6 protein-coding genes are annotated in these 13,915 nt (G+C 48.1%); all 6 read left to right on the top strand.

Annotated features, from left to right (window positions below; genetic code table 11):
• Nucleotides 1-2 precede the first annotated feature (2 nt).
• The 6 genes from AB432_RS15790 (at nt 3) to AB432_RS15765 (ending at nt 13,814) form a co-directional block, all read left to right on the top strand.
• Nucleotides 3-4,682, top strand: a complete 4,680-nt coding sequence (locus tag AB432_RS15790; protein WP_048033092.1) for a type I polyketide synthase — start codon at nt 3-5, stop codon at nt 4,680-4,682.
• A complete protein-coding gene (locus AB432_RS15785) occupies nt 4,682-9,379 on the top strand; it encodes a type I polyketide synthase (RefSeq protein ID WP_048033091.1) in 4,698 nt (1,565 codons plus the stop codon). Before AB432_RS15790 ends, AB432_RS15785 begins: the two co-directional genes overlap by 1 nt.
• A gap of 23 nt (nt 9,380-9,402) precedes the next feature.
• On the top strand, nt 9,403-10,485 hold the full coding sequence (locus AB432_RS15780; RefSeq protein ID WP_048033090.1) for a hypothetical protein: 1,083 nt from the start codon (nt 9,403-9,405) through the stop codon (nt 10,483-10,485).
• A 106-nt stretch (nt 10,486-10,591) separates the two neighbouring features.
• Nucleotides 10,592-11,695 carry a Gfo/Idh/MocA family protein gene (locus tag AB432_RS15775; RefSeq protein ID WP_048033089.1) on the top strand — a complete coding sequence of 368 codons (1,104 nt, stop codon included), beginning with the start codon at nt 10,592-10,594 and terminating at the stop codon, nt 11,693-11,695.
• Nucleotides 11,692-12,633: an ROK family protein gene (locus AB432_RS15770; protein ID WP_048033088.1), complete on the top strand. Its 942-nt coding sequence runs from the start codon at nt 11,692-11,694 to the stop codon at nt 12,631-12,633. The genes AB432_RS15775 and AB432_RS15770 overlap by 4 nt, the downstream gene beginning before the upstream one ends.
• Nucleotides 12,630-13,814, top strand: a complete 1,185-nt coding sequence (locus AB432_RS15765) for a DegT/DnrJ/EryC1/StrS family aminotransferase (RefSeq protein WP_048033087.1) — start codon at nt 12,630-12,632, stop codon at nt 13,812-13,814. Before AB432_RS15770 ends, AB432_RS15765 begins: the two co-directional genes overlap by 4 nt.
• Nucleotides 13,815-13,915 lie beyond the last annotated feature (101 nt).

Genomic DNA, 13,915 nt, shown 5'->3' with positions numbered 1-13,915 from the left:
TTATGGCAAAAAAAGAAGAGATGTACTCCTATATCCTGAAGCATGTCGGCTCTGGCCAGTTAGATAAAAACATTGCCGCCCACCTCATTCATTATTTGCGACAGGATCAGCAAAAGGAAGTAGAAAAAGATATTGCCATTGTGGGAATCGCGTCTCGGTTAGGCCATGCTGACACTGTTTCCGGGATGGAAAAGCTTCTCCACTTGGGCATAGACTCCATCCAGGATATTCCGGCAAACCGGAGAGAAAATGCCGCCCTTTTCCTCCCGATGCTTCAGGTTGAAAAAGAAAAAGCCCGTTTTGACTGCGTGGGATATTTGTCAGAGATTGATCAATTTGATCCTGGCTTTTTCCAGATATCCCCACGAGAAGCCAGCTTAATGGACCCGAATCAACGCTTGTTTTTGCAATTGGCTTGGGAAGCAATCGAAGAAGCTGGCTACGGAGGTTTGAGGTTAGCAGGAAGCAAGACAGGTGTATTTATTGGCTATAGCACAGATTTTGGCGAAGTGTATAAGAGGGGGATTCAGCTTCTAGCACCGGAAGCTATGGGCATCGCTATTCCTGGCAATATCCAATCCATTATCGCCAGCCGGATTTCTTACCTGTTGGATTTGAAGGGGCCAGCCATCGCCATCGACACGGCGTGCTCTTCCTCTCTCGTCGCGATTCATTTTGCTTGCCGCCAACTTATCGAAGGGTCTTGTGACTTGGCATTGGCAGGGGGGATCAAGCTGAATCTGTTCCCGCTGAAAAGCCACGAGCATGTAAAAATCGGAATTGAATCATCTGACGAAAGAACCAAAACATTCGATGAGAGCTCCAATGGAACCGGAAAAGGCGAGGGAATGGGTGTCGTTCTACTAAAGCCGTTGAAAAAAGCTTTAGAGGACCGGGACCATATACATGCCATCATCAAAGGCAGCGCAATCAACCAGGACGGCAATTCGATCGGCATCACCGCCCCCAATTCGCAAGCGCAGGAGGAAGTCATCTGCCAGGCATGGGAGGATGCTGGAATCGACCCTGAGACCATCACCTATATCGAAGCACATGGAACGGGAACGAGGCTAGGCGATCCGATTGAAATAGAGGGAATTACACGTGCTTTTTCCCGCTATACAAAGAAAAAACAGTTTTGCGCCATCGGTTCCATTAAGACCAATATTGGACATCTCGATCATGCGGCCGGGATTGCCGGTTTAGTAAAAGTCATCTATTCCATGAAAAGCCAAAAGCTGTTCCCTTCTCTCCATTTTAAAAAGCCGAATAAAAATATAGATTTTAGCTCGTCGGCTGTCTATGTGAACGACCAGCTACGAGAGTGGACGCCTTCTGGAGGACCCCGAACGGCTGGCATCAGTTCATTCGGATTAAGCGGGACCAATTGCCACATGGTATTGCAAGAGGCCCCGCCCGCACCTTTTAAGCAAAAAAACGGAGCGTCACTCTATTTGCTACCGTTATCTGCCAAGGAAGAACAGGTGCTAACGAGGCTAGTTGCGGAATATACCGCTTATTTATACCAAAACCGTCAAGTTGATCTAGAGGACCTTTGCTACACGGCGAGCACGGGACGCGGTCATTACAGCCATCGATTGGCGATCATTTTTAAAGATCACAACGATCTGATCCGTAAACTGGAGCATCTGAAAAGACACGGCCTTGCATCGGGGGAGCAGGTGTTGTACCAGGTTCATGAAGGGGAGAGTGGCAACGTTACAGCAACCGTTCACGACGCTTCAGATAAAGATTTGTCTTCCTATCTGTCCTTGGGTGAGCTTTACGTAGCGGGGGCCGCAATCCAATGGGAGCGTTTATTTGACGGCTCTTCGTGCAACCGATTAAGTTTGCCGGTTTATCCGTTTCAGAAAATTCGTTGCTGGATTAATCAGGAGGATTATGCGGATAACAAGCTACTAAGCTCACCGAAGTCCCAGCATCCATTGCTCACAAGTTTGGGTGAAAATACTTCTGATCAAGTTACTTATGTAGTCGGATTGTCAGTAAAAGATGACTGGGTCCTGAACGAGCACATGATCGGAAACGAATATGTACTGCCTGGCACGGCGTACATCGAGATGCTGCTAGAGGTAGGAAGACAACAAGGCGAGTTCACTGTCATCAAGGACCTTGCTTTTTTGCAGCCTTTTTCACTTCAGCAATCTGAGAGTCATGAACTGAAAATCACGATGAAAAAAGAAGGCGACGAAAATCACTTCTCTATCGCTAGCAAGGATCAGACAGATGGCTCCTGGCGCCAGCATGCGGAAGGAAAACTGTGCCGCTCGACGCGTGAGCAAAAGCGCTTAGACCTGTCTGCTCTGCAAAGGACGTTCCATGCGGCTCCCAGCACAACCGATGTGGAATCGAGCGGGGGTTACATTACGACAGGAGCACGCTGGAACAATATGAAGGAGCTGCAAACGGGCGAGACGGAATGTCTAGTTTCCATTCAACTCGCAGATTCCTATCGCGAAGAAACGGCTCATTTCCACTATCATCCGGCCATGCTGGACAATGCCGCCAATATTGCGATACGGAGCATCGATGCTCATTTGTATCTGCCTTTTTACTATCAGGAGATTCGGGTCTATGCCCCTATACCACCTGACATTTACAGCTATGTGAAAAGGCGAGCACAAGGGGAAGAAAACCAAACGGCAACATTTGACATCGACATATTGAATCCCGATGGCGAGGTGCTCGTTGAAATTGAAGGGTATACCATTAAGCAGGTAAATGCCCAGATGACTACAGCGAGCTATTACGAAAAGGATTGGATTTGCAAGGAAGCCCCACTCCCATCCGATGAAAAGCAGCAAGCCGCTTCTGGCGAGACAGTGGCAGTGTTCAGAGGAAAAGGAGAGCTTGCCGAGCGGCTTCGGAAGTGTCTGAACAATGTCTATGAAGACATCGTTGAAGTCTCCTACGGGGATGCAATTGGCCAAGTCAAGGATCGTGAGGACTATCACCGTTTGTGGTCGCAATGGCAGGCGAAAAAAATGAAAAAAGTCATCCATTTCATGAGTATGACGGAAACGGAGATTCAGGATATAGGGGGACTCAACGAAGCGGAAGAAAGGGGCTTTTACAGTCTGTATTACTTGCTTGACAGTCTCTTTGTTCATTCTTCTGGTGAAGAGCTGGAAATCATCCTCGTGTGCGATCATGGCAATCGTGTTACGGGGGACGAAACGACCCTCCGTCCTGAACATGGGTGCTTGCTGGGCCTTGGTAAAGTAGGGCGGGAAGAATTCCCTCATGTGCGTATCCGTTTTATCGATATCGATGCATATACCGATCCCAATTTGATCGTCGAAGAGTTTGCTGTAGCAGATGCGCCGTATCAAGTAGCCTACCGCAACAACAAGCGGTATGTGGAACGATTAAAGGAAACGACGCTGGAAGTAACAAGCGAAGTACCCGTTATTAAATCTGGCGGTGTGTATATGATTACAGGCGGGACCGGGGGATTAGGCCTGGAAATCGGCAAGCAGCTCAGCCGTCTAAATCAGGTAAACATCCACCTGATCAGCCGACAAGGCTTGCCAGTTCGAGAGATGTGGGAGGACATCGTTACCAACGGAGGAGAGCAAAGACAAATTGAGCAGATCGCTTCCATCCGCGAAATGGAGAGTAACGGCGCGAGTGTTCAGATTCATGCAGCAGATATCAGTCAAGAGAGTCAGATGCGCCAAGTGATCGAAAAAATCCGCTCTGATTCTGGTGCTATCCACGGAGTGATCCATTGTGCGGGAGTGGCAGGAGAAGGACTGCTCGTTCGCAAGCCAGAAAGCCGCATCCGGGAAGTCATGGCGGCCAAAGTGAGAGGCACATGGATATTGGATCAGCTCACAGGAGATGACGACCTTGATTTCTTTGTGATGTTTTCCAGTATGAACACGGTGACAGGCGGAGCTGGACAGAGCGATTATGTAGCGGCAAACAGTTACTTGGACATGTATGCAGCCTCCATGCGCCAACGAGGCAGAAAGTCTCTTACTATCAACTGGCCACTGTGGCAAGACGTTGGAATGGGGAAAACGTACGACGTGGACAATCGACATAGCCCGTTCGAGAGCCTTGCGCCAAGACAGGGAGCAACGATTTTTACAGAGCTTTTGCATGCAGACCAAAATCAGGTGATTGTCGGTCAACTGAAACGCCGACTCACCAAGGAAGCCATTGGACAAAGCTTAGGGCATGATTATGTGTTAAGCGACCAGTTAGCGAACTTTTTACGAACGCAGTTGGGATCTCCGCGAGAGGAAAAAGCGGATCGCCCTGCTCAAAAAGAACATCTACACATCTTGGATAAAGATGAATCTGCCTTGTCCGCTACAGAAAGAGAAGTCGCCATGATTTGGGCACAAGTTCTCGGTGTCAAAGAAATACGCCTTTCTGCCAAATTTAATAGTCTGGGAGGCAATTCTATCCTGGCTGTCTATCTATTCAGGCTCTTGGAAGAAAAATACGGACCGATCTTGAATATCTCAGATGTGTTCACCTATTCGACGATCTCGGAAATGGCGGATTACATAGAGAAAAAGCACCAGCAACTCAATGGCAGCACTGTCAGTGCAGCAACGACACTGGATTTGTTGCAGCGATTAGCCAGTCAAGAAATATCCGTGCACGAAGCACTTGATGCCTACAAAAATAAGGGAGGAGGTGTGTAATGACGGCAGTAGAAAAACTTATTTTTGAACTAGTCGCTACCAAAAAAATGAATCCGACAGATGCAGCAGCGCTATTGGAGCAGTGTCAGAAGCTTACAGAGCCGATGGTGGACAAAGAAATTGCCATTGTCGGCATGGCAGGCAAATTTCCGAAAGGAGAGGACCTGGCTCACTTTTGGGAGCAACTGAAGCATCAACAAAATTGCATCGATGAGTTTCCCGATTCACGCGTTCGGGATTGTATCGATGAACGTCTATTGGGGCAAGTGGAAAAAAATCAATGGTTCTTTAAGGGCGGATATCTGGATCGCATTGATCAGTTTGACCCTGCTTTTTTCCAAATCTCTCCTGTCGAAGCAAAATTCATGGACCCGATGCAAAGATTGATGTTGGAAACTTCCTATCAAGCCCTGGAAGACGCAGGATACTATTACAAAGACATCAGCGGAACGAATACAGGTGTATATATCGGTACGGATCATACCTGGGGACAATGGTATCGAGACAATGCGGCGGAAAAAGATCCTTTGTTGCTATCTGGCACGTGGTCAGCCATTCTGTCTAGTCGAATTTCCTATTGGTTTAATTTAAAGGGTCCGAGCCTTGTCATTGATACTTCATGCTCTTCCGGACTGGTTGCCGTCCATGAAGCGTGCCGAGCCATTGTATCGGGCGTTTGCGACATGGCGATCGCAGGTGGGATTCACATTAATTACAGCCCAATCAAAAATCCGATGCTTGGTCTAGTCGAGTCGGAAGATTATCTGATCCGCACATTTGACAAACAGGCGAATGGAACAGTTTGGGGAGAAGGGGTGGGTGCCGTCATCCTCAAGCCTCTTCAGCATGCAATTCGGGATCGAGACCATATCTACGGCGTGATTAAAGGAAGCGCAGTAAACAACGATGGAACATCAGACGGGATCACGGCACCGAATGCTCGTGCGCAGGAAGAAGTCATTTGTCGAGCATGGCAGGAGGCGGGCATCGATGGCGAAGCGATTTCCTACATCGAAGCGCATGGAACTGGAACCCAATTGGGAGATTCGATCGAGATTGATGGTCTTGTCAAAGCTTTTTCCCGCTATACAAAGAAAAAGCAGTTTTGTGCCATTGGAACGGTTAAGACGAACATCGGACATACTGTCGGAGCATCAGGGCTAGCATCCTTGCTAAAAGTGTTGCTGGCTATGCGCCACCGCAAAATTCCGGCGAGCATCAACTTTCTGGAGGCGAATCCTTTTATTGATTTCTTTGCTTCGCCCGTCTATGTGAATGATCGTCTCCGGGATTGGACAACTTCGGGAGGACCGCGAATCGCGGGTATCAGTTCGTTTGGCTTTAGCGGAACCAATTGCCACATGGTAGTAGGGGAGGCTCCAGAAGTTCAGCTATACACGAAAAAGGACGAGCCCTCTCTCTATTTGCTTCCGCTATCTGGAAAAGATGAGCAGGTACTATCCAAGCTGGTGGCAGACTATGTCGCTTATTTATACAGGAACAAGCAAATTGATTTGCAGGACCTGTGCTACACAGCGAGCACGGGACGCGGCCATTACAACCATCGATTGATGATCATCTTCTCAGGTTACGACGATCTGCTCAGCAAGCTGGAATATCTGAAGAGACATGGTCTTGCCTCTAGTGAGCAGGTATTGTACCAGATTCACGAAGTGGTTGTCAGCAGAGGATCATCAGCCGATCATCCGCACAACCTGAAGAAGAAATGGACAGAGCGAGAAAAGCAGGAGTTGTCCTTGCAAGCTAGAGACTTGCTCACTTCTAAGGCTACCCGAGGAAAAGAAATGTCCTTCTATCACTCTTTGGGGGAGCTATATGTTTTGGGAGCGGCTATTGAATGGAAGCAATTATACGACCCGTCCATGTGCAATCGCCTAAGCCTCCCCGTCTATCCGTTTCATAAAACTCGTTGCTGGGTAGAAAGCAGCAATCAAGGATATCGGCAGACCGCTCCACAAGCGTTAGGACACCCACTGCTTCGCGGATATACTTGCGACACTATCGAGCAGACGGTGTATACGACAGCCTTTTCCGTTACAACAGACTGGGTCTTCCACGAGCACATGGTGGGTAGCGAGTATGTCTTGCCCGGCACAGCGTATATCGAGATGCTGCTCGAAGTTGGCAGACAACAAGGCGGTCTCACTGTCATCAAGGACCTCGCCTTTTTGCAGCCCTTTTCGCTTCAGGAAGAGGAGACCCATGAACTGCAAATCACGGTAAAAAAAGAGGGCTACGAAAATCACTTCTATATCGCCAGTAAGGATCAAGCAGATGGCTCCTGGCGCAAGCATGCGGAGGGTAAACTGTGTCGTTCCATGCAGGAGCAAAAACGCGTAGACCTGCTGGCCTTGCAAAGTACGTTAGCTTCCAGCACAACTGACCTGCAGCGGAGCGGAGGCTTTATTACGACAGGACCACACTGGAACAATATCAAAGGGCTTCGAATAGGAGCCACGGAATGTTTGGTTGCGATCCAACTCGCAGATTCCTATCGTGAAGAAACGGCACACTACCTCTATCATCCAGCTATGATGGACAATGCAGTCAATATCGCGATACGCAGCATGGATGACCTTTTGTATCTGCCTTTTTACTATCAGGAGATCCGGGTTCACGCCCCTATTCCTTCTGCTATTTACAGTTATGTAAAAAGGCGCGCGCAGGGAGAAGGAAACCAAACAGCAACTTTTGACATCGATATTTTGAATGCCGATGGAGAGGTACTCGCTGAAATAGTTGGATATACCATCAAGCAGGTAAATGGCCAGATAACGAGGGCGAGCTATTACGAAAAGGATTGGATTCTCCAGGAGGCACCATCTTCATCCCGTGAAAAGCCGCAGACTGTGCTTGAAGAGGCCGTGGCTGTGTTCAAAGGGGAGGGAGAGATTGCCGAGCGACTTCAGGAGCATCTACGCGACATTTATGGAGAACTAAGCGAGATCGCTTACAGCCAAGCCAAGGATCGTGAAGACTATCATTGCTTGTGGCCGCAATGGCAGGCGAAAAAGATTAAGAAAATTATCCATTTGATGAGCATGACGGAAACGGAGATTCAGGATGTTGACGGACTCAGCAAGGCGGAGGAAAGAGGCTTTTCCAGTCTGTATTACTTGCTAGACAGTCTCTTTGCTCATTCTGCTGGTGAAGAGTTAGAAATCATCCTCGTGTGCGATCAGGGCAACCGAGTAACGGGAGACGAGATGCCCCTTCACCCAGAGCATGGATGCTTGCTGGGCCTTGGCAAAGTAGCACGAGAAGAATTTCCTCATGTACGTATCCGGTTCATTGATATCGATGCTTATACCGATCCGAAATTGATTATCGAAGAATTTGCGGTCACAGATGCCCCGTACCAAGTTGCCTATCGCAACAACAAGCGGTACGTGGAGCGATTGAAGGAAACTACCCTGGCAGCCACAGGCGAGAAGCCAGTGATCAATGCAGGCGGCGTATATGTGATTACAGGTGGGACCGGAGGATTGGGTTTGGAAATCGGCAAACAGATCAGCCGTTTGAGTCCTGCGAAAATCCACCTGATCAGTCGGCAAGGATTGCCCGTGCGAGACATGTGGGCAGACATCGTATCTAAGGGGGAAGATCAGAAAAGGCTCCAACAGATCGCCTCTATCCACGAGATGGAGAAAAACGGCGCGATCGTGCAGATTCATTCAGCGGAAATTAGCCAAGAGGGCCAGATGCGTGAAGTGATTGAGAAAATCCGCAAAGAGTCCGGAGCCATCCATGGCGTGATCCATTGTGCTGGGGTAGCAGGGGAAGGATTGCTCGTGCGCAAACCAGAGAGCCGCATCCGGGAAGTTATGGCAGCGAAGGTGAGGGGCACCTGGATATTGGAGCGAATCACACGGCAAGACAATCTCGATTTCTTTGTGATGTTTTCTAGCATGCATACGTTGACAGGCGGTATTGGACAAAGTGATTACGTGGCGGCGAACAGTTACATGGATCTCTATGCAGCCTATATGCGTCAAACAGGGAGAAAAGCGCTTACCATCAATTGGCCTCTGTGGCGAGATGTTGGAATGGGTCAAGCGTACGATACAGACAATCAGTACAACCTTTTCGAGAGCATCTCGCCAAGTCAGGGAGCGGCGATCTTCACAGAGCTTTTGGAAGCAGACCTTTGCCAGGTCATCGTCGGTCAATTGAAGCCAAAACTCACAAAAGAAACGATTGGACACAGCTTGGCAAAAGATTATGTGCTTGCGGAGAGTATCGAGAAGGCAATCGATCGCGCACTTGGCAGTAGCAGCACACTTGAACACTCGTCTATCCGAGAAACGGCGATCATAAAAGAAGCTGATCATCAGGAGATAACGAAGTGGGATCAGGAAATCGCGCTTATCTTGGCAAAAGTGCTCGGTCTTGAGGAGATCAGCATCTTTGCCAACTTCGAAGATTTGGGCGGAAATTCACTGCTTGCGGTCAGGCTCCAAAAGGAATTGGATGCAGCCTATCCTGGCGTGTTTATGATCTCCGATATTTTCTCCTATCCGACCGTACATGATATGGCTACCTATCTTGAGAGAAAACGAGCTACTCCGGTAAAACGGAACATGACGATTGAACAAATCATGAATGATTTGGAGCAAGGAAAAATAACAGCGGACGAAGCGGACCAGTTCATCAGAGAGATGAGTGAGCCGGTCTAGGATAAGTGTGGAGGTGTAGATCGTTGGAAGCGTTTTCACTCCCGGTGGAGCCCTTTAATGGAACATGGATAAATTGCGTCAATAACAATTTGATCTCGATCCTGATGAATCACGATAAAAATTTTGAGTATACCCCATGCTTAGCAGAAACAAAGTATCAGTTACATTCGCTGGAAGAAGACGCTAGGGATGAAACGACGGAAAACAAAAGTCAAGCACATGAAGAAGGAATGCTGCTACTAGATGTTGTTCGCGTGTTAGATCTTTCTTCCGTTTTGGATTTCCAAACCTATTCCTTTGCAAAAGAAGAAAGTGGTCATCGCGCCATCAAGGAATTTTTACGAAACGGCTACTATGTTTTTGTGGATTTGGACCGCTTTTATTATCCCTCCGGTGTAGACTCGGAAAAACAGCATATCGTACACCCTGCTTTTCTTTATGGTTACAACGAAGAGACGAAATCATATCTTTTGATCGAGGATTGCATGCAGCCAAGTAAAATGGAGAAATACATGCTTCCCTACGATTGTTTTGATCGGGCCTTTGCATCTGCACAGGCCCCGTCTCTCTTGGCGACGCGAATCAAAGAGCAAGAAGAGCAACAATTTTTTTCCAGATGTACAAAAGAGCTGATAAAAGGGAATCTCCATTCTCTCCTTCTGGAAGAACGCACCCAAATCAAGGGGATACATTCGGAAAATTCTCCAATTTATACAGCGTATGGACTGTCAGCCATCCAGCGATTTGCAGATAGCATCGAGCAAAGATTGCTAGGGATATCCCTTCCGAATTTTCAGCGTAAGGCCGTGGCGATCAAAAATCCGTATTTCTTTCGGAAATCTACCATTCATTTGCCTCTGATTCTGTATAAAAATAACTGGGTGAATGAGACTGCATTCGACCGGTTGACCAGCGAATATAAAAAACTGTGCCATGATTGGGAACTATATGGAAATACGCTCATTAAACTATATTACAAGTCCTATTACAGCAGGGGGGCCAACCAATCGCACCAGAGCGAGATGGAGTCGTTACGAGAACTACTTATGGGCATGTGCGAAAAAGAAAAAAGGGTGACTTCCTTCACGCTTGAACTGTTGACATAATCCGTAGTACCAAGTAGCAATATGGTAAAATTTGATAAAAATGAAAAAACGTGAAGGGTAAATCTTTCCTAGAACCGAATGAGTCAAGAGCAGGAACATACGACAAATGAAAAGGATGAATGCTTTGGCCCAAAAGAGTCAGATTTCCATAGGGATTATTGGAGCGGGTTGGATCGCAGAATACGCACATCTCCCCAGCTTTATGTCGATGGATAACGTGTCAGTTCAAGCGATTTACGATACAGATGCAACTCGCGCTGGCCGTTTGGCGAAACAAACAGGCGCAATCGCGTATTCCAGTCTTAGTGAGATCGGACAAGTTCCTTTGGATGCGGTGATTTTATGTACCCCCAATCATACTCATTTCGAATTGACGAAATTTTTCTTGGATAGAGGAATCCATGTCTTATGTGAAAAGCCGATGACGACGACAGCAGAAGACGCTGTAGCTCTGCGCCACATTGCCCAAGGAACCGGAACTGTTTTGTTGATGGGGTTCGTGAATCGTTACCGTGATGATATTCAGGAGTTGCGGTCAAGAATCCGGTCTGGACAGATCGGCAAGATTCAAATCTGTGAAGTCAGTTGGCGTCGAAAGAAAGGAATACCCCGTCCGGGTAGCTGGTTTACCCAAAAACAACTTTCCGGAGGCGGAGTCCTCATTGATCTGGGCAGCCATATGATTGACCAGTTGCTTTATTTGACAGAAGCCGATGAGCCAGTTGCTTGCCTGGCCAGTATTTATTCTCGCCCTGTTTCCACTCAGGAGGGGTATAGCAATTGGCTGGGCAGCTTTGAATCAGAAAGGGTTGAGGTGGAAGATACTGCAGTAGGCATGATTCAGTTTGCCAACGGCGTGCTCGGCAAGCTTCATGTAAGTTGGCAAGATGATGTGGACGGGGATTTTGTGGAGATTCATCTGAAAGGCGAGCGCGGAAGCCTGACGTTACGCACCCTGTTCGGCTTTAGCGATCAGGGATTGTACAAGCAGCCCCATCTGTTGTTCACTCAAGCTGGTCAAGAAGCGCAGTATATACCTTTCCCTACGAAACCAGATCCGCTCCTTGCTTTTAAGCGCCAGGCTGATCATCTTGTGGCGTGTATCAGAGAAAAAAGTCAATCAGGCATCTCGGTAAGGGACGGGGAAAAAGTCGTTCAGCTGATCCAGCTTCTCTATCAATCTGCTCGTAAAGGACTTGTTGTCACATGAGAGAATGCCTCGTTACGATTGATCTTGGAGGCTCCACAGTAAGGATGGCTCTCGTTGATCTCGAGAGTGCAACGATGATGGAATCCATGAGGATCGATTTGGAGAAGGACATGGGTCCGTGTCAAGCGATTTCGCAAATGGCTGGTGTCATCAGCAATTGGGAAGAGCTGGCGGAAAGAGAAATCCGCGGGATTGTAGCTGGACTCGCTGCGTTGCATGATGCCTCAGGAACGATTGTTACCTGGCCGAATCGTCCCGAATGGAATGGCTTTGCTTTTCGTGATACGTTCGCAGCCTTGGTGGGCAAGCCTATCGTGCTGTTTGATGATGCCAATCTTGGAGCCTTGGGAGAATACGCATTTGGACTCGATCACTCGGTTCAACAACTTCTGTATGTCGTAGTTGGCACCGGGATCGGCAGCTCGCTGGTCTTACAGGGAAATTTGTATACGGGAGCAAGAGGAGCAAGCGGCGAGTTGGGCCATATAACGGTTGATCCTTGGGGAGAGCGCTGTCCTTGCGGAGGTATCGGTTGCTTGCAAATGTACGCATCTGGCAGGGCGATGGAACGAATAGCTCAATCCAAAGGACTGTCTATTACGAGAGCGAGCGAAGTGTTTCATTTAGCCTCTCAAGGAAATGAAACTGCCCAGTGGATTGTAACTGATTCCCTTCGAATGCTGGCTATTGGTATTGCAAACGCTATACGTCTCTTTGACCCCGAAGTGGTGGTCGTGGGGGGCGGCATGGTGAGCAGATTCCCTGACCAGTATCGATCCCTTGAGAAACACATTCAAGATTTCCTGGGGACTCTGCCGCAACGGAATGTCAGCGTAAAACTTTCCGCCCTGGGAGAGGATGCGGCGCTTTGGGGCGGTATTGCTTACGGTTTGCAAATGTTAGGAAAAATCAAAGAATTGGAAGGTGTTCGCAAATGAGTAACCTGACAGAAAGATTCCCAAGCTGGCCGATGGCGAATGAAAGCGAAGAAAAAGAATTGTTGGAAGCCTTACGCAGTCATCAGTGGTGGCGCATGTCTGGCACTAAAGTAAAAGAATTTGAACGAGTGTTCGCCGAGATGCATCAAACGAAGCATGCTTTGGCCGTTACAAACGGTACACACGCGATTCAGCTGGTTATGTCGAGCTTGGGAGTAAAACCGGGGGATGAAGTGATTGTTCCCGCCTTTACCTTTATCTCGACCGCATTGCCTGTAATGAGCCTTGGGGCGATTCCTGTCCCTGTGGACGTCGATCCCGGTACTTTCTGCCTCGATCCCGTAAAAGTTCGGGAAGCTGTGACTAGTCGTACAGTAGGGATGATTCCGGTGCATATGGCAGGACATATGTGCGATATGGACCTACTCCAGCAGATTGCTGATGAGTTTCACCTGTTTATTATCGAAGACGCTTGCCATGCACACGGTGGAGAATGGAAGGGGAAACGAGCAGGTAGCATAGGAGATGCTGGGGTTTTCAGTTTCCAGCAGTTTAAATTGATGACGGCAGGGGAAGGCGGCGCGCTGACCACCAAATCACAGGATCTGTATGAACAGGCTTTTCTATATCACAATGTCGGCCGACCTTTTGGAGATAAGAAATATCAACACCTTGTCGAAGGCTCCAATTATCGGCTTTCAGAGTTCCAAGCAGCTGTCTTGTTGCCGCAAACCTCCCGTCTCACTGAACAAAACGAGCTTCGCGAGCGCAATGCTCACATTCTTGATGAGGAAATGAAAAAGATCGAAGGAATCATTCCGCAAAGCCGTCAAGAAGAGTGCACGATCCATACCCACTACATGTACATGTTCTACTACAATCCTCTAAAATTCGGCGGGATCCAGAGAGAGCGGTTTGTTGAAATGCTGAACGAGCAAGGCATTCCAGCCTTTATTGCATATACACAGATTCACGATACGCCAATCTTCAAAGAATTCGTCGCCAGTCTGGGGGATACCTATACTTTCCCTAATCAGTTGAACTGCCCTGTTTCTAAAAAAGTAGCGGAAGAAGTGATCTGGATTCATCATCGCGCACTGTTGGGTGATGCAGAAGCAGTAAAAGGTATCGCCCAAACTGTTAAGGAACTGCAAGCCGGCGCAGAAGCAAAGATATCATAGCAGTTGCATTTGCATGCTGTGCCTGATGGATTGACGATAGCTGATGTGTTGGGAGAACGGGTGCCGGAGCTAATGACTCCGGACCCGTTCCTTCTTTATCC

It is taken from the genome of Brevibacillus brevis (genome assembly GCF_001039275.2).
Classification (GTDB): Bacteria; Bacillota; Bacilli; order Brevibacillales; family Brevibacillaceae; genus Brevibacillus; species Brevibacillus brevis_C.
This window is presented reverse-complemented; position numbering and strand designations above follow the sequence as displayed.